Source organism: Pseudomonadota bacterium (assembly GCA_037200975.1).
Classification (GTDB): domain Bacteria; phylum Pseudomonadota; class Gammaproteobacteria; order Steroidobacterales; family Steroidobacteraceae; genus CADEED01.
The window spans coordinates 4,087,718-4,112,225 of sequence record JBBCGI010000001.1; the positions used below are offsets into that span (position 1 = coordinate 4,087,718).

Annotated in this window: 16 protein-coding genes and 1 pseudogene; 6 read left to right on the plus strand and 11 right to left on the minus strand. The window is 66.8% G+C overall.

Translation table 11 applies throughout. The features are described from left to right. Positions 1-22: 22 nt before the first annotated feature. Positions 23-1,282 carry an MFS transporter gene (locus WDO72_18290; protein MEJ0087627.1) on the plus strand — a complete coding sequence of 420 codons (1,260 nt, stop codon included), beginning with the start codon at positions 23-25 and terminating at the stop codon, positions 1,280-1,282. Here the strand turns inward: WDO72_18290 and WDO72_18295 are convergent. The 6 genes from WDO72_18295 to WDO72_18320 form a co-directional block, all read right to left on the minus strand. Beyond that, a complete protein-coding gene (locus WDO72_18295) occupies positions 1,263-3,218 on the minus strand; it encodes a DUF3488 and transglutaminase-like domain-containing protein (protein MEJ0087628.1) in 1,956 nt (651 codons plus the stop codon). The two genes, WDO72_18290 and WDO72_18295, sit on opposite strands and share 20 nt — an antisense overlap. Continuing rightward, a complete protein-coding gene (locus WDO72_18300; protein ID MEJ0087629.1) occupies positions 3,215-4,210 on the minus strand; it encodes a DUF58 domain-containing protein in 996 nt (331 codons plus the stop codon). Before WDO72_18300 ends, WDO72_18295 begins: the two co-directional genes overlap by 4 nt. Positions 4,211-4,214: 4 nt before the next feature. Then, the gene (locus tag WDO72_18305; GenBank protein MEJ0087630.1) at positions 4,215-5,153 is read right to left on the minus strand and encodes a MoxR family ATPase; all 939 of its coding nucleotides are present in this window, start codon (positions 5,151-5,153) and stop codon (positions 4,215-4,217) included. A gap of 45 nt (positions 5,154-5,198) precedes the next feature. Next, positions 5,199-8,003, minus strand: coding sequence for a valine--tRNA ligase (locus WDO72_18310; GenBank protein MEJ0087631.1), 2,805 nt, complete (start codon positions 8,001-8,003; stop codon positions 5,199-5,201). 77 nt (positions 8,004-8,080) lie between these two features. Continuing rightward, complete coding sequence (locus tag WDO72_18315; GenBank protein MEJ0087632.1) at positions 8,081-8,515, minus strand: DNA polymerase III subunit chi; 435 nt, start codon at positions 8,513-8,515, stop codon at positions 8,081-8,083. A 6-nt stretch (positions 8,516-8,521) separates the two neighbouring features. Beyond that, positions 8,522-10,015 carry a leucyl aminopeptidase gene (locus WDO72_18320; protein ID MEJ0087633.1) on the minus strand — a complete coding sequence of 498 codons (1,494 nt, stop codon included), beginning with the start codon at positions 10,013-10,015 and terminating at the stop codon, positions 8,522-8,524. A gap of 116 nt (positions 10,016-10,131) precedes the next feature. On the opposite strand from WDO72_18320, the gene lptF reads away from it, so the two are divergent. Both lptF and lptG read left to right on the plus strand, forming a co-directional pair. Then, positions 10,132-11,244: an LPS export ABC transporter permease LptF gene (lptF, locus tag WDO72_18325; GenBank protein MEJ0087634.1), complete on the plus strand. Its 1,113-nt coding sequence runs from the start codon at positions 10,132-10,134 to the stop codon at positions 11,242-11,244. Further along, entirely contained in the window at positions 11,241-12,308 is a 1,068-nt protein-coding gene (lptG, locus tag WDO72_18330) for an LPS export ABC transporter permease LptG (protein ID MEJ0087635.1), read from the plus strand. Before lptF ends, lptG begins: the two co-directional genes overlap by 4 nt. Before the next feature lie 3 nt (positions 12,309-12,311). Here lptG and WDO72_18335 read toward each other — a convergent pair whose 3' ends face one another. The 5 genes and pseudogenes from WDO72_18335 to WDO72_18355 form a co-directional block, all read right to left on the minus strand. Further along, positions 12,312-13,430: a DUF4340 domain-containing protein gene (locus WDO72_18335; protein MEJ0087636.1), complete on the minus strand. Its 1,119-nt coding sequence runs from the start codon at positions 13,428-13,430 to the stop codon at positions 12,312-12,314. Continuing rightward, positions 13,427-15,319, minus strand: a complete 1,893-nt coding sequence (locus WDO72_18340; protein ID MEJ0087637.1) for a Gldg family protein — start codon at positions 15,317-15,319, stop codon at positions 13,427-13,429. The genes WDO72_18335 and WDO72_18340 overlap by 4 nt, the downstream gene beginning before the upstream one ends. Before the next feature lie 7 nt (positions 15,320-15,326). Next, on the minus strand, positions 15,327-16,061 hold the full coding sequence (locus WDO72_18345) for a heme exporter protein CcmB (GenBank protein ID MEJ0087638.1): 735 nt from the start codon (positions 16,059-16,061) through the stop codon (positions 15,327-15,329). Between the two features lie 64 nt (positions 16,062-16,125). Further along, positions 16,126-16,791: pseudogene (locus tag WDO72_18350) on the minus strand (ABC transporter ATP-binding protein). Positions 16,792-16,924: 133 nt separating this feature from the next. Next, positions 16,925-17,827 (minus strand): hypothetical protein, encoded by a 903-nt coding sequence (locus WDO72_18355; GenBank protein ID MEJ0087639.1) that lies wholly within the window; start codon positions 17,825-17,827, stop codon positions 16,925-16,927. A gap of 160 nt (positions 17,828-17,987) precedes the next feature. On the opposite strand from WDO72_18355, the gene WDO72_18360 reads away from it, so the two are divergent. From WDO72_18360 to WDO72_18370, 3 genes are read left to right on the plus strand one after another with little or no spacing between them, the layout of a single operon-like run. Beyond that, positions 17,988-20,333: a TolC family protein gene (locus tag WDO72_18360; protein ID MEJ0087640.1), complete on the plus strand. Its 2,346-nt coding sequence runs from the start codon at positions 17,988-17,990 to the stop codon at positions 20,331-20,333. Positions 20,334-20,375: 42 nt separating this feature from the next. Beyond that, the gene (locus WDO72_18365) at positions 20,376-21,425 is read left to right on the plus strand and encodes an efflux RND transporter periplasmic adaptor subunit (protein ID MEJ0087641.1); all 1,050 of its coding nucleotides are present in this window, start codon (positions 20,376-20,378) and stop codon (positions 21,423-21,425) included. Then, positions 21,422-24,499: an efflux RND transporter permease subunit gene (locus WDO72_18370; GenBank protein MEJ0087642.1), complete on the plus strand. Its 3,078-nt coding sequence runs from the start codon at positions 21,422-21,424 to the stop codon at positions 24,497-24,499. The genes WDO72_18365 and WDO72_18370 overlap by 4 nt, the downstream gene beginning before the upstream one ends. Positions 24,500-24,508: the final 9 nt, after the last annotated feature.

Sequence of the window (24,508 nt, forward strand, 5' to 3'; positions counted from 1 at the left end):
CGCCCGCGTAGCCTTGTCTCCCGTGCGCGATCTCATCAAGAACAAGCAGATCTTTTCCTGGGCCCTGTACGACTGGGCCAACTCGGCGTTCGCTACCACGGTGATGGCGGGGTTTTTCCCGGTGTTCTTCCAGAAATTCTGGAGCACCGACGTGACGCCGGTCGAAACCACGGCGCGCCTGGGTTATGCCAACGCCGCGGCGGGGCTCGTCATCGCGATCCTCGCGCCGATTCTCGGCGCCATCGGCGATCGCGGCGGGCGCCGCAAGCAATTCCTGTTCGCGTGGACCTTGTTAGGCGTGGGCTCGACCGCCGCGTTGTACCTCGTCGGGCAGGGCGAATGGCTCGCGGCCGCGGTGTTGTTCGTGCTCGGCACCATGGGTTTCAACGGCGGCATCGTGTTCAACGACTCGATGCTGCTCGACGTGGCGCAGCCCAATCAATTCGATCGCGTTTCCTCTTTCGGTTATGCGCTGGGTTATCTCGGGGGCGGGCTGCTGTTCCTCATCAACGTGGTCATGGTCAGCAAGCCGGCGTTGTTCGGGCTGGCGGACGCCGGGCAGGCGGTGCGCGCGTCGTTCGTCACCGTCGCGGTGTGGTGGCTGGTGTTCACGATTCCACTGATGCGCCGCGTACACGAGCAGCAGCGCGGCCCGCATCTGCCGTTTTTCGACGCCGCCCGCGTCGGTTTCAAAGAGCTCAGGAACACGATCGCGCACGTGCGCCAGTACAAGACGATCGCGATGTTCCTGCTGGCGTACTGGTTCTACATCGACGGCGTGAACACCATCATCAAGATGGCGGTGAACTACGGCGTCTCGCTCGGCCTCGACACGAACAGCCTGCTCACCGCGTTGCTGGTCACGCAGTTCGTCGGCTTCCCGGCGGCGCTGTTCTTCGGTTATCTCGGCGACCGCATCGGCCCGAAACGCGGCATCCTCATCGGGCTCGCCGTCTACGCGGGCATCACCGTGTACGCCTACTTCCTCGATTCGGAAGCGGAGTTCTTCGCACTGGCCGTGGTCGTCGGCCTGGTGCAGGGCGGCGTGCAGAGCCTGTCGCGGTCGGTGTTCGGCCGGCTCGTTCCCGAGGGCAAGAACGCGGAGTTCTTCGGATTCTTCAACATGATGGGCAAGTTCGCGACGGTCCTCGGCCCCTTGCTCATCGCCATCGTCGCGGGCGTCACGCACAACGAACGTGCTTCGATCATCTCGCTGGTGCTGCTGTTCGTGATCGGCGCGGTCCTGTTGTGGCGCGTGCGGCTTACACCGCGAGCCGCCTGACCTCGCGCTCGAACTGCGCGATCTCGTTTTTGGCGGCCCGCGGGCCGAAGCGCAGCCGCGCGTAACGCGCCGCGAGCGCCTCGACGCGCGGCCCGAGCTCGGGTCGAAGTGCGCCCACGCGCCGCGCGTAATCCATCGGTCCTTCGTGTGCGGCGCGTGGCGGCGCCACGCGTGCGAGCCGGCGCGTGGCGCGCAACCAGGCGCGCGCGAGGCGGTCGGGTTTGAGGCGCGCGACACTGCGCCGCAGCGACAGCCCCACCCACGCGATCCACGCCAGCAAGGCGAGTGCGAATGCCCAGCCCAGGTGCCGCCAGTCCGGCGATTCGACGCCTAACTTCCGCAACAGGTCGAATTGCGCCCGCAGGTTGAACTCGACCACCTGGTCCTGCCACCACTGGTTTGCCCCGTCCCACAGGTGATTGAGCTGGCGCAGCCAGGTATTGCGAAAAAAGACACTGGCCACCGGCAATGAATCGTTGAACAGATCGAGGATGCCGCGCTGCAGCCGTTCCGGCGCCACCACGGCCGTGGGATCCATGCGCGTCCAGCCGCGGCCTTCGAGCCAGATCTCGGTCCACGCATGGGCATCGGACTGCCGCACGATCAGGTATCCGCCGGCCGGATTCCATTCACCACCCAGATATCCCGTGACCACCCGGGCCGGGATTCCCGCCGAACGCATCAGCATCGCGAAGGCGGATGCGAAGTGTCCGCAGAAGCCACGTTTGGAGTCGAACAACGTCGTGTCCACGGAGTCGAGCGTGGTCGTGCCCGGTTCGAGCGTGTACTCGAGTCCGTTGGTGCGAAACCATTCGAGCACGGCGCGCGCGTAGGCAGCGTCATCCGGCGTGCGCGCGCGAATTTCACGCGCCAGTGCGAGCGTGCGTGGATTGCGTCCGTCAGGCAGCTGGGTTTCGTACCTGCGCCCGAGCGTCGACAACTCGCCCGACGAGCGGGTCGCAAGATGCGAAACGGCGTCGTAGCTGACGACGTCGGTGATGCGATCCATCGTCGAAAGCTGCCGGTCGTAGGACATGAACACGTCGCGCCGCGGGCTGGCATCGACGGTGTCGAGTGCGTACAGCCACGGCTGCCAGGTCGGTTCGAGCGTCACGCGATAACGCACCGGATCGCCGAGCATTTCGAGCGGCTCGGCGCGGTAGAACCGCGCTCGCTCGCGCCGCCAGGTGAAGCCGTCGAAGCTGTTGAGCACGGGGCCCCGCCAGTACAGCGCCGCGCGCGCCGGCAGCCCGGCCGCGAAGCGCACGCGAAACGCCGGGTCGTATTCGTTGGCGAGTTTGCTGATGCTGCCCGGGGACATCTCGTCGGACAGCCCGGTGGTCGCCCCGGCGCCGCGCTCGAGTGCCCAGAATTGACCGGCGACGCGCGGAAAGAACAGGAAGCAGGCGGCCGCCAGCGGCACCGACATCGCCAGCGCGCGGCCGGAAAGCCGCAGCGCCGTGCGTGTGCGCAGCGCGTCGCCGGGATAGGCGATCAACGCGATGGCGGCGCACGCTCCCCAGACGATCAGTAGATAGAGCGGCAGCCGCCAAAGCGACTGGCTCGCGAGCGCCGCGGCCAGCAGCAGGAACAGCGACACGCCGACCACGATGCCATCGTCGCGGCGCGTGCGCGATTCGATGAGTTTCAGCGCGCCCATCACCACCAGCAGCGCGGTGCCGGCAGCGAGGCCGTTGACGGTGCGAAAGTTAGCGAGCACCGCGGCCACCAGCAACGCCGTGAGCATGCCGAACAGGAAACGTGCGCCGCGCCGCCCGCGCGGCGGCTGCAACCAGCCGAATCCGATGGACAGGCGCCACGCCACACTCAGCAGCGCGATCGCGGTACACCAGGGCGGCGCATGGCCGGCGATGAAAAGAACGCTGGCCATGAACACCAGCGTTGCCGCGACCTGCGCGCGGGCCGCCGTGTTCACGACGCATCACCGCTGGCGTAGAGCGCGAGTCCGTCGAGACACCGTGCGCGGTGCTCGTTGCCGCCATCGGGCGGCAATTCCTGCGATCCGAGCCGCAGACCGTAGCGTTCGCCGCGCGCGTGCGCCGCGACGATCCAGGCCGACAGCTGTTCGAGACGCGCTTCGAGGTCGCCGCCCGCGACACCGGCCAGGTCGAAGATGCGGTGATGCGCCGCGGAAGATTGATAGGTCTTCACGAGCAGTCCGCGCCCACGCGCATAGGCGCCCCAGGCCACCTGACGCGGCGAGTCGCCACTGCGGAATTCGCGCAGGCCGGACCATTCCTCGTCGCCGGCCCGGTGCAACGCCGGGGCGTTGCCCAGATTGGCGGCTTCCAGCGGTGGCTCGCGCCGGCCGCGCGGCACGGGCCAGGCCAGCACGCTCACGCGCAGGTGCACGTAGGTCCAGGCACGGAACAGGCCGAACGGAAACGAGGTGGATAGTTTGACGCGGTCGATGTCGACGCGGCCGCGCTTGGGCAACGGCAGGGCGATGTCCGCCCGGGCGGTGCCTCCCGCCGGCACATCGACCGCGACGCGCGCGCTGTCGGCGGCTTCCGCTTCGATGCCGAGCCGCGGCGAGTCGGCGGCATTCTGCAGCGTCAGCTGCAGAATGCCGTGCTCGCCGACGAAAGCATTGGCGGTGGAGATCGCGCGCACCTGCGTGCGGACCAGGTTGCGATGGGTGAGATGCATCGCGATCAAGCCGAAGCCCGACAACAGGAAAGTCAGCATCATCGCCATGCTGTTCGAGTAGTTGAGCCCACCCAGCAACATGACGAGCGTCAGCGCCGCGAAGGCCAGCCCGGCGCGCGTCGGCAGGATGTAGAGACGGCCGGTCAGGATCGTCACGGGCAGCTGGTCGTCGCCCTGGCGGCGCCTCACCCACGCCGCGGCCCGCTTGCGCAGATTCGCCTTCAGGGTGCCCGTGCCGACACGCGCCGCGGCGAACATGGCTCTAGATAGGCACGGCGACACCGCGCGCCAGCGCGGCGATGAGCGCCGCGTGGTCGGCGCCGGTGTTCACGCCGGCATCGAGGCGGTGGGACGCGACCGGCGCGAACACGGCCTGCACGTCTTCGGGGATCACCATGTCACGGCCCGCCAGCATGGCCCAGGCGCGGGCGGCGCGCACCAGGCCCTGGCCGGCGCGTGGCGACAGGCCGATCTGGATATCGGAGCGCTGACGCGTGCTGGCCACCAGCGTCTGCACGTATTCGAGCAACGCGGGCGCGATGTGCACGCGCTGTGCCGTCGCCTGCAGCTCCCGGACGGCGTCCGGGTTGAGTGCCGGCGGCATGCCCGCCAGCAGATCGCGCCGGTCGCCTCCGGCCAGCAGCGCGCGTTCATGCGCCGCGTCCGGATAACCGAGCGAGATACGCATCAGGAAACGGTCGAGCTGCGACTCGGGCAGGCGGAAGGTGCCTAACTGCTCGAAAGGGTTCTGTGTGGCTACCACGAAGAACGGGTCGGGCAGGCGATAGGTGGTGACGTCGACGCTGACCTGGCGTTCTTCCATCGCCTCGAGCAACGCGCTTTGCGTCTTGGGGCTGGCGCGGTTGACCTCGTCCGCCAGCAGCAGCTGCGTGAACATCGGGCCCTTCTTGAACGAGAACCCGCCGCTCGGCGCGTCGAACACGGACACGCCGATGATGTCGGCCGGCAGCAGGTCGCTGGTGAACTGCACGCGTTGCCAGGCGAGGCCGAGGACATGCGCGAGCGCGTGGGCGAGCGTGGTCTTGCCGACACCCGGCACGTCTTCGATGAGCAGGTGGCCGCGCGCCAGCAGGCAGGTCAGCGCCAGTCGCACGGCCTCGGACTTGCCGAGGATGATGCGATCCAGGTCGGCCAGGGCACGGGTGAGGGCGTCGGTCGGTGAGGTCGTGGAGGCGTTCACGTTTCGACTATAGCCCGCGTCGTGCGGCCCGGCTCGTGATGCGGTTCAGGTTCCGCCGAGCCGGTGCACGCGATCGAGCTGTGCCGCGAGGTTCAGGTTCTGAGATTCCAGTTCCGCCAGGCGCGCCTGGTCCGCCGCGACCACCTCGGGCGGCGCGTTCTTCACGAAGTTGGCGTTGCCGAGTTTGCCCCGGAGTTTCCCCAGGTCCGATTCATTCTTTGCGATGCGCTTCGTCAAGCGATCGGCTTCGGCCTTCGGGTCTATCAATCCCGCCATCGGCACCAGCAACGTCAGCTCGCCGAGCATCGCGGTGGCGGCTTCGGGCGCGGCATCGCCCGCCGCCAGCGGCGTGATCGCCTCGAGCCCCGCGAGCCGGGCGAGATAGGCGAAATGTCTGTCGACGAGTGTGCGTTCGCGCTCGCCGGCATTCTGCAGCAGCAGCGGAATCCGGCGGGACGGCGCGATGTCCATCTCGCCGCGGATCTGCCGCACCGCGAGGATGAACTGTTTCATCCAGCTCACTTCGGCTTCGGCCTCCGCGTCGGCGGCGAAGTCGGTGGCCGCCGGATACCGCGCCTGCATCAGCAGCTCGGTGCGGCTGGTGGAGGCGCGCACATCGGCCGCGGCGGCGAGCGGCGCAACCAGCGGGATCACGCGCTGCCAGATCTCTTCCGTAATGAACGGCATCAGCGGGTGCAGCGCGCGCAGCAGCGCCTCGAGCACCGTGACCAGCGTGCGGCGCGTGCCGCGTTTCTGCGCCTCCGTGGTGTTCTCGCCCTGCAGCACGGGTTTGGTGAGCTCGAGATACCAGTCGCAGAACTCGTACCAGGTGAATTCGTACAGCGCCGTCGCGGCAAAGTCGAAGCGGTACTCTTTGAGCGCGCTGTCCACCTGCGCGAGCGTCGCGGCGAAGCGCGACACGATCCAGCGATCGGCGATCGAGAGCTCCGCTTCACCGCTGAGATCGCCCTGGTCTTCGACCGTCATCAACACGAAGCGCGCGCCGTTCCACAACTTGTTGCAGAAGTTGCGGTAACCGCCGACGCGGCCGAATTCGAAATTGATGTCGCGCGAAGCGCCCGCCAGCGACGCGAACGTGAAGCGCAATGCGTCGGTGCCGAACGGCGCAATGCCGTCCGGAAACTGCTTGCGTGTCGCCTTGTCGATCTTGTCCTTGAGATGCGGCTGCATGAGGCCGCTGGTGCGTTTGGCCAGCAGATCCGCCAGGCTGATGCCGTCGATGACGTCGAGCGGATCGATGATGTTGCCCTTGGCCTTCGACATCTTCTCGCCGTTCTCGTCGCGGATGAGCCCGGTGATGTAGACGTCGCGGAACGGCACGTCGCCCATGAACTTGAGGCCCATCATCATCATGCGGGCGACCCAGAAGAAGATGATGTCGAAGCCCGTGACGAGCACGCTGGTCGGATAAAACTTGCCCAGCGCTGCGGTTGTGTCGGGCCAGCCGAGCGTGGAGAACGGCCACAGCGCCGAGGAGAACCACGTGTCGAGCACATCGTCGTCCTGGCGCAGCGCGAGGCCGGGCGGCAGCGTGTGTTTCCTGCGCACCTCGGCTTCGTCGCGGCCCACGTAGATGTTGCCGGCCTCGTCGTACCAGGCCGGAATGCGATGGCCCCACCAGAGCTGGCGGCTCACGCACCAGTCCTTGATGTTGCGCATCCACTCGTAATAGGTCTTCGACCAGTTTTCGGGCACGAAACGCGTACGGCCCGCTTCGACCGCCGCGAGCGCGGGCTCGGCCAGCGGCGCGATCTTCACGTACCACTGGTCGGTCAGATAGGGCTCGATCACGGCGCCGGTGCGGTCGCCGCGCGGCACCTTGAGCTTGTGAGGCTCTATCTTCTCGATGAGGCCGGCCGCTTCGAGCTCGGCGACGATCTGCTTGCGCGCCACGAAGCGATCCAGCCCGCGGAAACGCTCCGGCGCGTTCTCGTTGAGTTTCGCGTCGGGCGTGAAGATGTTGATCTGCTCGAGCGCGTGCCGCTGGCCCATCTCATAGTCGTTGAAGTCGTGCGCCGGCGTGATCTTGACCGCGCCCGTGCCGAATGCCGCGTCGACGTAGCTGTCGGCGATCACGGGGATGGTGCGGCCCGTCAGCGGCAGCGTGAGCCGCTTGCCGATCAGCGGCTGGTAACGCTCGTCCTCGGGGCTGACCGCCACCGCCGTGTCGCCTAACAAGGTCTCGGGGCGTGTGGTCGCGACCACGACGTGGCCTTCACCTTCGGCGAATGGATAACGGATGTGCCACAGGCTGCCGTTCTCTTCCTCGGACAACACTTCGAGGTCGGAGACGGCCGTCAGCAGCACCGGGTCCCAGTTGACCAGTCGTTTGCCGCGATAGATGAGGCCTTCCTCGTGCAGGCGCACGAACACCTCCGTGACGCCGCGCGACAGCTCCGGATCCATCGTGAACTTGTCGCGCGACCAGTCGACCGAGGTGCCGAGGCGGCGCATCTGGTGCGTGATCGTGTTGCCGGACTCGGCTTTCCACTTCCACACACGTTCGAGGAACGCCTCGCGCCCGAGATCGAGGCGATGTTTGCCTTCCGCGCCGAGCTGGCGCTCCACCACCATCTGCGTGGCAATGCCGGCGTGGTCGGTGCCCGGCTGCCACAACGTCGAAAAGCCGCGCATGCGGTGCCAGCGGGTGAGGGTGTCCATCAAGGTGTGCTGGAACGCGTGCCCCATGTGCAGCGTGCCGGTGACGTTCGGCGGCGGCAGCATGATGCAGTACGCCTCGCCGTCGCCCGACGGGGCGAAGGCGCCCGATGATTCCCAACGCTGGTAGATCCGGGTCTCGATTTCGCCCGGGGAATAGGCCTTGTCCATGAGGGCGCGGATTATACGGACCGGCCGATTTCCTCGCTCAGAAAGTCGGCGGCCGCGCGCGCCTGGAGAGCTGCGCGTCAGACGTTGTGCGTCTGGGGTTCGATGGCCTTGCCGCGGTACAGCTTGAAGCGCTCACGGCCCGCGCTGCGCACCTCGGGACGGGAGTCGAGGAATTCCGCGACGCGCGCGAACCGGTCGAAGAACGGCGGCACGGCGGCGGACAGGTTGATCAACACGTCGGCATGGCCCTCGGGCAGGGCGCCGGTAGTTAGTGCGACGGGCGCCGCGCAGGCGGTGCCCGCGTCGCCGACCACATCGTGCGGCACGAACGTGCCGTCGCCGAAGGTCCACAACAGTTCGTCGAGCTTCGACAGCGCCGCCGCGTCGTCGGCGAACACGACGACCTTCTGTTTCGCGAGGTAGGCCTTCTCGGCTATCCGGCAGGCGAGGCGCATCCGCGCGGCATCGCCGGCTTCGTCGGTCAGATAGAAATCAACGCGGGGCGATGGCAACAGTGTTCAGCGCGGGTTCGCGCGACGCAGCAGGAACTCGAGCAGCATCGCGCTCGGGCGCCCGGTGCTGCCCTTGCCGGCGCCACCCTGGTAGGCGGTGCCGGCGATGTCGAGGTGCGCCCAGGTCAGCCCCTGGGTGAACTTCGACAGGAACGCCGCGGCGGTGATCGAGCCGCCGTCGCGGCCGGCGACGTTGGCCATGTCGGCGAAGTTGCTCTTGAGCTGCTCGCCGTATTCCTCGGTGAGCGGCATGTGCCAGGCACGATCGTCCACGACGGCGCCGCAGTCGACCAGCTCGCGCGCCAGAGCGTCGTCGTTCGCGAACACGCCGGTGTGGTGTGTGCCGAGTGCCACGACAATGGCGCCCGTGAGCGTCGCCATGTCGATGACGACTGCGGGCTTGAAACGTTTCGCGTAGTGGAGCGCATCGCAGAGGACCAGGCGGCCCTCGGCGTCGGTGTTGAGGATCTCGATGGTGAGCCCCTGCGCGCTGGTGACGATGTCGCCGGGCTTGATGGCGCGGCCATCGGGCATGTTCTCGCAGGCGGCCACCAGGCCGACGACATGCAGCGGCAGGTTGAGCTCCGCCACGGTGTTCATCGTGCCGATGACACAGGCTGCGCCACTCATGTCGAATTTCATTTCGTCCATGAGCGGGGGATCTTTTAACGAGATGCCGCCGGTGTCGAAGGTGATGCCCTTGCCGACCAGCACGACCGGCGCGCCTTTGGCCTTGGGGTGCCGATGTTCGATGACGAGGAAGCGGGGCGGCTCTTCGCTGCCCTGGGTGACGGCCAGGAAACAGCCCATCTTCTCGCGCTTGATCTCGGCCAGGCCGAGCACTTTGACCTTGAGCGACTTGTGCGTCTTCGCAAGACCCTCGGCGGTCTTGCCGAGGTAGGTGGGCGTGCAGACGTTGCCCGGCAGATTCGCGAGGTTGCGCATCAGCGCGGCCCCGTTGGCGAGCGCGCTGCCTTGCGCGAAGCCGTTGTTGACGGCGGGCGCGGCCTTCGCGGTCGCGGGGACCACGATGCGCGACAACGCGGGCGGGCGTGGCTTCTTCGCGCTTTTCAGATCGTTGACGCGGTACAGGCTGTTGCCGGCGATCTCGGCCACCGCGCGGCCGAGGCGTTCGTCCGACAGCAGCTTCGCGGCCGGGCGCGGCAGGGCCAGCGCGAGGGCGGAAATGCGGGTACGGGTGGCAGCGCCGATGGCGGCCAGGGTGGCACGCCGCCAGGCCTTGCGGGCGAGATCTCCCTTGGCGCCGATGCCCACCAGCAGCACGCGTTCGGCGCTGATGCCTTCGAGGTCGGTGACCAGCCAGGTCTCGCCGAGCTTGGCGGTGAAATCGCCGCGTTTCACCAGCCGCGAGAGCTTTTCGCGGCAGCGCAGGTCGAGCGTTTTGGCTTCAGGGGTCAGATCGCCGTCCTCGTGGACTCCGACGGCGACGCAATCGATGGGCAGCTCCGCGAGCGCCTTTGTCCAGGTTTCGAACTGCATTTCTTTTGGATCCCCTGCTCTGGCCGGCCTCGTACGCGACTACACAGCTATTTGTCGCGGAGGGCGGCGGTGCTTTAAGGTCGCGAAGTGTAACTCAAGTCAATTCAGGTGGTCTGTTGCTGCGGATTCTCGACCGCTACATCCTGCGCGAAGTTGTCGTCAGCTGGCTCGGCGTAACTGGCGTATTACTAGCGATATTGCTGACAAATCAGGTCGCGGCTGTGTTAGCGCGCGCGGCCGAGAGCCAGTATCCGCGCGGCGTGGTGCTCGAACTCATCCTGCTCGGCGCGCTGCAAAACGTGCCGCTGCTGGTTCCGGTCGGGCTGTTGCTGGGCATCGTCCTCGCGCTCGGCCGGTTTTATCACGACAGTGAATTGACGGCGGCGCAGGCCTGCGGCGCGGGTCTGCGGCCCATCCTGTTGCCGGTGCTCGGCTTCTCGGTGCTGCTGGCCGCGGCGCTGGCCGCCTTGTCGCTGCAGGTGGCGCCTGCGGCGGCGGGCCGCGTGCTCGAGTTGCGCAGCGAGGCGGTGCGCTCCGGGCAGTTCTCGCCCATCACGTCGGGCAAGTTCCGCAGCTTCGGCGGCGGCAACACCGTGGTGTATGCGCAGGGCGCCGAAAAGGACGGCACGCTCACGCGGGTGTTCGTGGAACGCGACCGGGGCGATCACATCGAGGTCGCGCTCGCGCAGCGCGCGCGTCACACGTACACCGAGGACGGCGACCTGCAGATCATCACGTTGTACGACGGCGAACGTTACGAAGGCATTCCGGGCGAGCGCCGCTTCCGCATCGTGCGCTTCGCCGAGAACACCATCCCCGTGCGGCTGCCCGCACTGTCGGACGGGGCGGTGGCGATGCAGGGGTTGCCGACGGCGCAATTGTTCCAGTCGCAGGACAAGGCACAAAGCGCCGAGCTTGCCTTCCGCCTGGCGTTTCCCGTGATGGCGTTGGTGCTCGCCATCATCGCGGTGCCGCTCGCCCGCTTGCGGCCCCGCCAGGGCCGATACGCGCGCGTCGGTTACGCCGTGCTCATCTTCTTCGTCTACATCAACCTCGTCATCGCCGGAAAAGTGTGGATCGTGCGCGGCACCACTCCTGCATGGCTCGGCCTGTGGTGGGTGCACGCGGTCGTCGCGCTGCTGGCCGCGGGCATCGTGCTGGTGCCGCGCTGGCTGGCGAAGGCGCGTTACCGGCGCAACATGGCCCTCACGGCGGCGGTGCCGGCATGAACCTGCTCGACCGCTACGTGATCCGCGCGTTGTTAGGCGGCGTGCTGGTGGTGGTCGCCGTGCTGGTGACCCTGGGGGCGATGTTCCTGTTCGCCGGGCAACAGGACGACATCGGCGTCGGCAGCTACAGCGCGCTCGATGCGCTGTGGTTCGTGCTGCTCAACCTGCCGCAACAGATCTACGAAATCCTGCCGATCGGCACCATGATCGGCGGGTTGATGGGCCTCGGCACCCTGGCGCGCGGCAGCGAGCTCACGGTCATGCGCGCGGCCGGCATCTCCGTGTGGCGCATCGCAGGCTCCGTGGCCATGGCGGGCGTGCTGTTGATCGTCGTCGCGGTGATCTGCGGCGAATTTCTCGCGCCGCCGCTGCAGCAGATGGCCACGCGGCAGAAGGCGATCGCGAAATTCGCGACCATCAGTTACGCCGGCCGCGGCGGCTCCTGGGTGCGCGACGGCGACATCCTCATCAACGTCATGGAACAGTCCGGCGCCGGGGAGTTCGGCGGCATGCGCATCTTCGAGCTGACACCGGAACACGGTCTCAAATCGGTCGCGACCGCCTCGACAGCGGCGGTGCAGCCCGACGGCACCTGGAAGCTGACGCATTACGCCGCCACGACGTTTGGCGGCCCCACGGTCGATGCCGAGAAGGTGGCCAGCCGGGCGTTCAACTCGACCATCGGCGGCGATTTCCTGGCCCTCACGGTGCGCGAACCGCGCCAGCTGGAGTCACGCGTGTTGTGGGGTCTGATGGGTTACCTCAAGGCGAACGATCTCGATGCCGGCCCGCAGGAATTCGCGTTTTGGTCGCGCATCGCGCGTACCGCGGCGATCCTGTTCGCCGCCTTGCTGGCCGTGCCGTTCGTGTTCGGCAGTCTGCGCGCCGCGGGCGCCGGCGCGCGCACCCTCATCGGGGTGCTGATCGGGGTCAGCTTCTTCTTCGTCCAGCGCATGCTCGAGAGCGGCGCGGTGGTGTTCGATGCGAGCCCGTTCGTGCTCGCCTGGGCGCCGACGTTCCTGCTGGCTGGAACGTCGCTCGTCCTTATCGCCCGGACCCGATAGCGGTTACTTCTTCGTCGGCAGCGTCTTTTTCGCGGCCGCCGGCGCGGCGTTCTTCTCGAGCAGTTCTTCCTGCGGCTTGAAGATCGACTCGTACTTGTAGATAGGGATCTCGTACTCGACGCCCTTGGCGCGGGCCGCCAGGCGTTCGACGTCGACGGCTGGCTGCGCCGCGGGTTTGGCAGGCTCCGCGGGCTTGGCGGAGTCCGCTGCCGGTACGGCTGCGGGCGCCGGCGCCGCGAACTCGGCCGCGAGCGCCGCGTCGTGGCTGGCGCTCACGGAAACGTAGGCCTTCTGCGGGTCGCGATGGCCGGAGAATTCGAACACCTGGCCGTCGAAGGTGCGATACGTCGCGCGATCGGTGGCGGCGGGCGGGGCCGCAGGCAATACCCGCACGTCGTCGAAGTTCAGCGCGACCAGGGCCTCCGCCTGGCCGTCGATCGACATTGCGCTCGCCGCGGTGCGGCCTTTCGGAATCGGGCTCAACGCGAGATCGGCATCGCCGCGGCGCGCGCGCGTCAGTAGATAGGCGGGTCCGGCGGCGGGTTTCACCGAGATGTCGTGCACGTCGGCGCCCGGCAGATCGATGATGGCCCGGTCGAGCCAGCGTTTCTGGTCCGGATCGGCGGTAACGGCCGGCTCGGCCAGGGCGCTGGCGGCATCGTCGGGCTTGCGCACATAGATGGCGCGGCCCTCGGCGCCTTTGCCGACGATCAGCGACCAGGTCTTCTTGCCGGCGACGACTTCGAGCAGCGTGCTGGACGCGGTGGGCGAATCCGGCTTCTCGACGCCGAGCTTGGCGTAGTTTGCCGGGTCGCTGGTCTTGCGCTCGATCACTTTCATCGCGACGAGGTTCATGACGAGCTCGCGCACGCGGTTGCCGTCGGCCGGGTAGTTGCGTTCGACCACGGTCCAGCCGCCGGCGCCCTTGCGCAGCGTGGTGCGGCTGCCGTCGCCTTTGGAGAGGCGTACTTCCCCGACTTCGCCCAGCGCTGCCTTGAGATCCGGAAACACGGCGCCGCCGCCGAGATTGCCCTGTTGCGCCCGATGCGCCGACAGCCACACGCCGGCGCCTAACAACACGACCGCGGCGGCGCCCAGGACCAGTAGATTCTTCTGCTTCACGCCGCGCCTCCCTTGCGCAACATGGCGATGGCATGGCGCCGCCGCCGGTGCCACGCATTGACCAGCAACGCCAGCAGCGTGAAGACCACCGGCATCACCAGGATGTTGATGAGTTTCATCTTCATGCCGAGCGCCTTGATGTCGTTCTCGAGGCCGGCTTTCACCGCACGCAGTTCCTTGCGGATGCGCAACTTGTCTTCCTGGAAGCGCTCGATCTCGCGCGCCTGGTCGGCGGACAGGATCGCCTCGCCGCCACCGGGGCTGGCCGTCTGCAGCTTGGTGAGGTTCTCCTCGGTCTGCTGCAGCTGCTGCTCGAGCTCCTGTTCCTTGGTGCGGAACTGCGCGTCGGCGCTGCGGCGCAACGCCTCGACGCGTTCGAACGGGCGCGAATAAGCGGCGCGGCCGCGAATGCTGATGAGGTCGGCGCTGCCGGCGAGATTGTCGAGCGCGTTCCAGACCAGTTCGCCGTTGTTGGCGAAGGGTTGCGCCATCGTCTGGCCGAAGAAATTGCGCACATTCACCCACATGAAATCCTGCAGCAGATCCGTATCGGCGATGACGACCACGTTGAGCGGCTTGGCGGAAGCCTTCAGCGCATCCGGCGCGGCGACGACGCCCGCGGGTGGGCCATTGGCGAAGGCGCTTACGGCATTACCCGAGATGCGCGCGGCGACGGTCAGCTCGCCCAGCGGTTTGAAGCCGTCGCGCAAGGTCGCGGGGTCGCTCATCATCGCGAAACGTTGCGCGGGCAGCAGCCCCGCCTGTTTGCTGGTCTTGATCAGCGACTCGAATTTGAGCTTGCTGCCGGCGACCGGCTTCAAACTGCCGACGGTCGCCATGTTGATGCTGTCGAGGTGCGTGGTGATCACGTCCTTGGAGACGTTCGTGCCGTCGAAACCGAGCACCGCGATGTGCTGCGATGGCGGCTCGCCCTCGCGCATCGAGACGGTCAGGCCGCGTTCGAGATCGCCGACCACTTGGTCGGACTTGAAGTCGACGCCCCAGGAGGCGAGCAGCGGTTCCAGGTGCGAGGATTTGTCGGCCTGGAACTGCGCCATCGGGTTGTTAGGGTCGTTACCCGACTGGTCGGCCTGGGCATTCGGATCCACGAACGCCAGGATGTGTCCGCCGCGCATCGCGAACTGGTCGATGGCGTACAAGGCGGCCGGCGGCAGCTCTTTCGGGTGCACCAGGACCAGCACGTCGACGTCCGCGTCGATCTTCGTCAGCGACGGCTCGAGGGCGCGCACGTCGTAGAGCTGCTCGATCTGTCCGTAGACCACCCACGGTGCACGCGGCCGGCCGGATTGCATGTCGAAATCCCCACCCATCGGCAGCGACGACAACCAGCCCACGACGGGTTTTTTCGCCGTCGACAGCTTGTGGATGAGTTTGGCGACGTCGTACTCGAGCTGCTCTTCGAGGCTCGGGTCCAGGTAGGGAATCGACTCCTTGCCGTCGGTCGAATTGGTGGCTGCGAGACCGAGGTAAAGTTTTTCGCCGCTGGCATTCACGGGCACCGAGGTGATGCCGAGCTCCGTGGCGCGGTCCTCTTCCTCGGAGAACGGCTGCGGATCGATCACCTTGAGCGTGAGTTTGCCCTTGGACCGCGAGGCGAGCTCCTGGAGCAACTCGCGCACGCGAACGCCGTGATTCTTGATCTGCGGAATCGGCGTGGCCGTGCGTTCGGAGAAGAACAGGTAGAGGTTGATGGGCTCCTTGAGGTTCTCGACGATGTGTTCGGTGCCGTCGGAAATCGTGTAGAGCTTGTCGCTCGTGAGGTCGATCTGCGCGCCGCGCAACAGCAGGTTGGCGAGCAGCATGACGGCCACGAACAGGAGACCGATGACCGCGAGGCCGCCGGCGTTGAGTTGGGATTTCTTGAACATGTGTGCGTTAGCTCGATTTGCGCGACTCGAGCACGACCGTGCTCGCGAGCAGGAAGAAGACACTGACCAACGCGAAGTAGAGGATGTCGCGCAGGTCGAGCAGACCTTTGATTATGTTTTCGAAGTGCGCGAGGAACGACAGTGACACGATGCTGGCCACCAGCCACTGCGGCGCCCACGAATCGAACCACGCCGTCACCATGCCGTGGCCCGCGAGCAGCAACACGAAGCAGATCGCCGCGGCCACCAGGAAGGCGATGAGCTGGTTCTTCGTGATGGCCGAGGTGAACGACCCGACGGCGAGGAAGCCACCCGCGATGAAGAAGCTGCCGACGTAGGCGGCGAAGATGGCGCCGTTGTCCGGGTTGCCGAGGTAATTGATGGTGATCCACAGCGGGAAGGTGAGCAGCAGCGCGAGACCCACGAACAGCCAGGCGGCGAAGAACTTCCCGAGCACCGCCTGCCACAGCGTGATGGGCTGCGTGAGCAGCATTTCGATGCTGCCGTTGCGGCGCTCTTCGGCCCACAGGCGCATCGACACGGCCGGACACAGCAGCAGGTAGAGCCAGGGCAGGAAGGTGAAGAACGGCGTCATATCGGCCTGGCCGCGTTCGAAGATCGCGCCGAAGAAAAACGCGAACAGGTTGGCGAGCACCAGGAAGAACAGGATGACGACCAGGGCGAGCGGCGTCGCGAAGTAACTCGCGAGCTCGCGCCGCAGGATGATTTGCACGGATTTCAAGGAACTCTCCGGAAAAGTTTCAGGCGGCCACGGCGCGGAACACGTCTTCGAGCCGGCCCGAAGGCGCGCGCGCCTTGAGGCCCGCGGGCGTGTCATCGGCCACGAGTTTGCCGTGCGCGATGATCACCGCGCGCGTGCACACCGCGTCGACCTCTTCGAGGATGTGCGTGGAGATGACGATGGTCTTCTCCTTCGCGATTTCGCCGATCAGCGTGCGCACTTCGTGTTTCTGCATGGGGTCGAGGCCGTCGGTGGGTTCGTCGAGGATCAGCACCTTCGGGTCGTGCACGATGGCCTGGGCGAGGCCGACGCGGCGCTTGAAACCCTTGGAAAGCGTTTCGATGGTCTGCTCGTACACCGTCTCGAGCTGCAGCCGCTGCATGACGTAATCCAGCCGCGCCTTGCGGTGCGCGCCGTGGAGCTGGCGCAGGTCGGCGATGAAATCGAGGAAGCCGCCCACGCTCATCTCTCCATAGTGCGGTGCGCCTTCGGGTAGATAGCCCAGCGCGGCCTTCGCGGCCAGTGGTTCGGTGGCGACGTCGTGCCCGCAGATGCTGGCACTGCCGCTGGTCGGGGCGATGAAGCCTGCGATCATGCGCATCGTGGTGGATTTGCCGGCACCGTTGGGGCCGAGGAAGCCGAGCACTTCGCCTGGCTCGACCGAGAAGGTCAGGTCGTCGACGGCGAGCAGGCCGTCGTAATTCTTGACTAGATTCTGCGTCTTTATCATGGCGCCTGATGAGATCGGGACGCCTCGGGTTAGTTCCGTCGGCGCCGGGGCGCAGATTTTGCTGAGGAGTGGGTCCGCGCGCAAGGCGCATCGGGGTCCATCGCAGTGAGATTACGGTGTTGTAATCCGGGTCCTATCCGTCGCGCCGGGTGCTGATGGCGTCGATGTGTTCGCGGTAAGTCTTGAGCACGCGGCGGATTTCCGCCGGCGCCGGCCGCTCGGCCAGGCGCGCGATCATCTCGGCGAGTTCGTGCCACTGCCGGCCCCAGCCTAACAAACGTACCGCGTCCGCGATCACCACGTGTTCCTCCGGCGTGATCGCCGGGCCGGTTTTTTTCGGCTTGATCGTGGCGGGGCGATTCGGATCGCGGCGCGCCTCGCGTTTGGGCTGCGTCAGCGGCATGTCCTTCAGCGGCACGCCGGCGCGTTGCGCGGCCAGCATGCGATACATCTTCGAATTCGGCAGCTGCGGCATCTGCCGCGTGGTCTCGGCGGTGCGTTTGTGTTCGCCGGTGCGCGAGGGCGTCTCGACGGCTTTGCGATTCTCGGCGGTGCGCGAAGTGGATTCGCGCTCGCGTGCCGGCGGCGTGCGCGGCCGTGCGGGCTCCGCGCCCGGAATGGTCTTCGACAGCGGCGGTGGTTTGGCCTGTGACGCGCGCGCGGCGGACGGTTCGGGTTTGGCGGCGAGCACGTCGCGACGCTCGGTCTCGTGCGTCGCCAGCGGGATGAAGCGCTCGACCGACGTGAGGCCGACGAGGGTCGCCAGGAAACTCATGATCTCGATGCCTTCGATGAAGGCGCGGTCACCTTCGACCTGGCGCTGCTGGACGATGCGTTTGAGCGAAAGAATGCGCTTGCGCGCCAGCTGGATGATCCAGCGTTGCGGCCGTTCGTGTTTCGGCCAGGGCTGCACGTGCCAGTAGCGTTCCTCGTCGAGCGCGGCATATCCGGCATGCAGGTCGAGGCTGGTCTGCCAGCGGTCGAGCAGGGATTCGAGCTGACCGGACTCGTCGCCCGGTAATGGTTCGTTGGCCATGCGCCGAAGAGTAGCGCCGACCCGGCATGGTGCGCGCGATCTACCGCACAGAGTGTCCTGCGCACTTTTCACATTTGTGCACGACAGCACAGTCGTTCAACACGCGCTGGGTGTTCGTGACTAAAATGCCGCCAAACAAGAACCAGTCGGGGAGAGGCCTTTGGGATTCCTTAACTCGCGCCGCGTCGCGGCAGCGCTGGTATTGGTGCTGGTCGCAGCTGCCGCCGAAGCGCGCACGCTCCGGGTCGGCATCGTCACCGACGGCGCGGCCGGGCGGCAGGTGTTCTCCGTCCAGGCCATCGAGCGCGAGATCGCCAACATCGCCGCGCCCGACACCCAGATCCTGCTGCCGCCGGAGAAACGTTTCGTCGGCGACTGGTCGCTCGACGGCGCGGCCGCGGCGCTCGATCGCGCGCTGGCGGATCGCGAGGTCGACGTGGTCATCACGCTCGGCATCCTCACCTCGCAACAGGCGGCGCGTCGCGTATCGCTGCCCAAACCGGTGATCGCGCCGCTGGTGATCGATCCCATCCTGCAGGGCTACCCGCTCAACGAAGGCCGCAGCGGCCGGCACAATTTCGCCTACGTCGCGGATTTCCAGAGCGTCGCCAATGAAGTGCGCACATTCCACGACATCGTCGGTTTCAAATACCTGGTGGCGCTGGTCGACGATTCGCTGATGGCCGCGCTGCCGCAGCTGTCGGACAAGGCCACGGAACTCGCGGCTGCGCTCAATCTGAAGATCGGCATCGTGCGCGTCGGCGACAACGTCGACGTGGCGCTGGCCAGCATTCCGCAGGGCGTCGATGCCGTGTACGTCACGCCGCTGCGTTTCGACGATACGCAGGTGCGCCAGCTCGCCGACGGTCTCGCGGCGCGCAAGCTGCCCACGTTCTCCGTCGTCGGGCGCAGCGAGCTCGACGCAGGAATGCTGATGACCACCGGTGGTGCGGAGCGCGACTCCGAACGCCTGGCGCGGCGGGTGGTCATCATGATCCAGCGCATCGCGGGAGGAGAGGATCCCGCGCGGTTCGAGGTAGGTTTCCCGACCACGCAGCGCCTGGTGCTGAACATGCGCGTCGCGAACGGCATCGGCTTTTCGCCGCGCTGGCAATTCCTGACCGACGCCGAGCAGCTGTATGGTGAGCCCACCGGCACGCAGCCGCTGACCTTGCTCGAGGCCATGCGCGCCGCGCTCGATGCCAACCCGGCATTGGCGGCGAGTCGCGAACGTCTCGGATCCGTCGAAGACGATGTCCGCATCGCGCGCAGCGGATTGCTGCCGTCGCTGTCCGCGTCGGCTGCACGCACGCGCATCGACGCGGATCGCGCCAGCCCGCTGATCCAGGCTGAGGACACGACCAGCGCCGGCCTGTCGTTCAGCCAGGTCATCTATTCCGAACGCGCCTGGGCGGGGTACTCGATCGCCAAGTCCTTGAGCCAGGCGCAGGCGCACGGGCAACGCGCGGACCTTTTGGACACGTTGACCGAGTCCGCGTCGGCGTATCTCAACCTGCTGCGCGCCAAGGCGGTGGAAAACGTTCGCCGCCGCAACGTCGAGAACACCCGCCGGAACCTCGAGACCTCGCGCGTGCGCGAAGAAGTCGGCCTCGCGGGCCGCTCCGACTATCTACGCTGGGTGGCGCAGCTCGCCCAGGACAAGCAGAACCTGCTGGCGGCGGAATCGCAGCGGCGACAGGCCGAGACCGAGGTGCTGCGCATCCTGCACCGGCCGGCGAGCCAGCCGTTCACCACGGTGGAGTCCGGCATCGACGACCCGCTTTCGCTGATATCGAGCCCGCGCACGCAGTCGTTCCTGGATTCGCCGGCGAAGTGGGCCGTGTTCATGGAGTACGCGGTGCACACGGCGCTCGCGAACGCGCCGGAGATCGCGCGCGCCGACGCGGTGATCGATGCGCGCCAGCGCGCGTTGAGCTCGGCGTCGCGCAGCTACTATCTACCCGACCTGGCGCTGGTCTCGAGCGGTTCCAAATACACCGACCGCAGCGGCGCCGGTTCGCTGTCGGTGCCCGGCGCGCCCGACGATGAATCCTGGAGCGTGACACTGCAGGCGACCTTGCCGCTGTTCACCAGCGGCCTGCGCGGCGCCGAGAAATCGCAGGCGCGGCACGAACTGCGTGCCGGGGAGGCCGACAAGGCCGCGGCCACCGACGGCGTCGAGGCGCGCACGCGCGTCTATCTGCACCGCACCGCGAGCTCGTGGCCGGCGATCGACCTGTCGCGCGAAGCCCAGTCCGCCGCCGATGAAAACCTCGGCAACGTCAGCGAGGCGTACGCGCGCGGCTCGGTGTCGGTCACCGACCTGATCGATGCGCAGGAGACCGCGTTGTCCGCCGGCCTGTCCGCGACCGATGCGAAGTACGGCTTCATGGTCGACTTCGTGAACGTGCTGCGATCCATGGGCGATTTCCAGATCCTGCTCGATCCGGCTTCGCGCGAAGCCTGGTATGCCCAGGTCGAAACCTGGTTTCGCGATCATCCCTAGGGAGTGAGGCCCGACATGCGATCCGTCAATACACTCTTATTAATGGCGTTCGCCGCCACGCTGGCCGCCTGCGGGGGCAAGAAGGAAGCCGAAGTCCTGGTGCGCCCCGTGCGCTCGGAGGTGGTCACCGGGGGAGCGAGCGCCGAGAGCGCCACCTACACCGCGGAGATCCGCTCGCGTTACGAAACGGATCTGAGCTTCCAGGTCCCGGGCAAACTGGTGAGCCGCGCGGTGGACGTGGGCGCCACGGTGAAGAAAGGGCAGGTGCTGGCGCAGCTCGATCAGACCGATCAGCAGCTCGGTGTGGACGCCGCGCGCGGTGCGGTGCCGGCGGCGCAATCCGATCTCGATCGCTCGCGCAGCGAGGAAGCGCGCTTTCGGGACCTGCTCGAACGCGGCCTCACTACCCGCGCGCAGTACCAGGCGCAACAGACCGCGGTGCGCTCGGCCGAGGCGAAACTCAGCCAGGCGACGGCGGAGCTGCGGCTCGCGCAGCAGCGCCTCGGATACACGACGTTGCGCGCCGACCAGGACGGCGTGGTCACGCGCGTCCTGGTCGAGCAGGGCACGGTGGTGGCCGCGGGCCAGCGCGCCATCAGCATCGCGCGGCCGAGTGAGCTCGAAGCGGTGTTCGACGTTCCCGATGGACGCGTCGGCGAACTGCGCGCGGCTTCGGCGGTGGTGATCAATCCGCTGCAGGGTGAAGCCGCCGCCTGGGCCGGGCGCGTGCGCGAGATTTCGCCGAGCGCGGACCCGGTGACGCGCACCTACCAGGTGCGCACGACGATCGTGAACCCTCCCGCCACACTGCGGCTCGGCATGACCGTCAGTGTCACGCTGCCGCGCGTCGGCGGCGCGCCGAATATCGCGCTGCCTTCGACCGCGATCTTTCAGAAGGACGGCAAACCCGCGGTGTGGGTGGTGAAGGCGGATAACACGCTCGAACTGCGCGCCGTCAGTGTGGAACGCTACGACACGGATCGCGTGTACCTCTCGGATGGCATCCGCACCGGCGAACGCGTGGTCACGGCCGGCGTGCATCGCCTCTCGCCGGGCGAGACCGTGAAGTTGTTGGCCGAGAAGACGTCGTGAGCACGTCGACGCCGCAGGACCATGGCGGCTTCAATCTTTCCGCCTGGGCGCTGACGCACAAGCCGCTGATCGGCTTCCTCATGGTGGTCGCATTGTTCGCGGGCTTCCGCGCCTACAACGACCTGGGGCGCGATGAAGACCCGCCGTTCACCATCAAGGTGATGGTGGTGCGCGCGTTATGGCCGGGCGCCGACGCGGAGCAGATGGCCAAACAAGTGACCGACCGGCTGGAGAAGCCGCTCGAATCGCTGCAATACCTCGATTTCGTATCGAGCTACACGCGGCCCGGCGAATCCACGCTGATGGTCACGCTGCGGGACAGCACGCCGCCGGAAGCCGTGCCCGAGCAGTGGTACCAGGTGCGCAAGAAGTTAGGGGACATCCGCGGGCAGCTGCCGCAGGGCACTCTCGGGCCGTTCTTCAACGACGACTTCGGCGACGTGTATGGCGTCGTCTATGCGCTCACCAGCGACGGCTTCACCTATCGCGAGCTGCGTGACCAGGCGGAGTTCATCCGCGCCGAGCTGCTGCGCGTGAGCAACGTGGGCAAGGTCGACCTGATCGGCGTGCAGGATGAAGTCGTGTACATCGATTTCTCGCTGCGGCAGATGGCGGGCCTCGGGATCGATCCGGAGCTCGTCGCCGCGACGCTGGCCAGCCAGAACGCCGTGATCGCCTCGGGCACGATCGAAACGCCGGGTGAACGCATCATGGTGCGCGTCAGCGGCGCGCTCGATTCGGTGGCCGCGATGGAGAACGTCGCGATTCGCGTCGGCGACCGGCAGGTGCGGCTCAAGGACTTTGCGCGCATCACGCGCGGCTACAAGGATCCGCCCGCGCCCATGTTCCGCTACAACGGCGAGCCGGCCATCGGCATCGGCGTCTCGATGGCGAAGGGCGGCAACGTGCTCAACCTGGGTGCGGCGCTCGAGAAGGAAGTGGCCCGCATCGAAGCCGGGCTGCCGGTGGGCATCGACGTGCATCGCGTGGCGAACCAGTCCGAGGTGGTCGAGGAATCCGTCGGGCATTTCACGCGCGGCCTGTTCGAAGCCATCGGCATCGTGCTGATCGTGAGCCTGGTGAGCCTGGGGTTGCGCGCCGGACTCGTGGTCGCGGTCAGCATTCCGCTGGTGCTGGCCATCGTGTTCGTGTTCATGCAGCTGTTCGGGATCAGCCTGCAGCGCATCTCACTGGGCGCGCTCATCATCGCGCTCGGCCTGCTGGTCGACGACGCGATGATCGCGGTCGAGATGATGGTGAAGAAGATGGAGGAGGGCTGGGACAAATTCCGCGCCGCCACCTTCGCCTACACGTCGACGGCGTTTCCCATGCTGACCGGGACACTCGTGTCGGTGGCCGGCTTCCTGCCGGTGGGATTCGCCAAGAGCAGCTCGGGCGAATACTGCTTCACCTTGTTTGCGGTCGTCGCGATCGCGTTGCTGGTGTCGTGGGTGGTCGCGGTCATCTTCACGCCCTACATCGGCGTCGCGCTGCTCAAGGAACAACCTGCCGGCGAACATCACGCGCATGCCGAAACACCCATGACGGCGCGGTTTCGCAAGGTTCTGACCAAAGCGCTGGTGAATCGCGGCTGGGTCATGCTGGGAACCGCCGGGGCGTTCGTGGTCGCGGTGATCCTGTTCGGTTTCGTGCAGCAGCAGTTCTTTCCTTCCTCCAGCCGGCCCGAATTGATGGTCGACCTGCGCCTGGCGCAGAACTCGTCGATCGAGGCCACCGATGCCGCGGTCAAACGTTTCGAGAAAGTACTGCTGGCCGATCCCGACATTGCCTACCACAGCTTCTACATCGGCTCGGGCGCGGTGCATTTCTATCTACCGCTCAACCAGCAGCTCGAGAATGCCAACTTCGCGCAGGCTGTCGTGGTCACGAAGAGTTATGAAGTGCGCGACCAGGTGCGGGCGCGGCTCGAGAAGGTGTTGAACGAGGACTACGGCACGATCATGGCGCGCGTCGAACCGCTCGCCCTGGGGCCGCCAGTCGACTGGCCGCTGCAATACCGCGTCAGCGGTCCGGATATCGCCGGCGTGCGGGCGATTTCGGAGACCGTCGCGGCGACGTTGCGCGCGAATCCGAACACGCGCGTGGTCAACTTCGACTGGAACGAGATGACCAAGTCGATGCGCATCAAGGTGGACCAGGACAAGGCGCGCCAGCTGGGGATCAGCTCCGAGCAGGTGTCGCGCGTGCTGAATGCGGCCTTGTCCGGCCGCACCGTCACGCAGCTGCGCGACGACATCTATCTCATCGACGTGCAGGGGCGCGCCGAGGCGCGCGACCGCAGCGATGTCGGCCGCCTGCGCGACCTCGAGGTCGGCCTGCCCGGCGGCAACTCCGTGCCGCTGACGCAGATCGCGACGTTCGAGTACGGGCTCGAGGAAACCATCATCTGGCGGCGCAATCGCCTGCCGACCATCACCGTCCAGTCGAAGATCGTCGACGGGCTGCAGCCCGCGACCGTCAACGAGCAGCTCGACAAACCCATCGCGGAGCTGATCGCCAAACTACCGACCGGCTACCGGATCGACGTCGGCGGCGCCGCGGGCGAGAGCTCGAAGGGTTCGGCGTCGATCATGGCGGTCGTGCCGGTGATGTTCCTGATCATGCTGTTCATCCTGATGCTGCAATTGCACAGCACACAGAAGCTGTTGCTGGTCATGTTGACCGCGCCGCTGGCCATCATCGGCGTCGCGCTGGCCTTGCTGATCAGCAACCGGCCGTTCGGTTTCGTGGCCTTGTTGGGCGTGTTCGCGCTGGTCGGCATGGTCATCCGCAACTCGGTGGTGCTGATGGCGCAGATCAAGGAGAACGAGGATGCCGGCATGGAACGAGGCGCGGCCATCATCGATGCGACGATGCACCGCCTGCGGCCGATCCTGCTGACCGCGGCGGCGGCGATCCTGGGTCTCATCCCGATCGTCAGCGACGTGTTCTGGGGGCCGATGGCGGTCGCGATGATGGGTGGGTTGTTCATCGCCACGGTGCTCACGCTGATCTTCCTGCCGGCGTTGTACGCGGGCTGGTATCGGGCGCCGCGGCCATCGGCGGCGGGCTGAGAAGGTAGC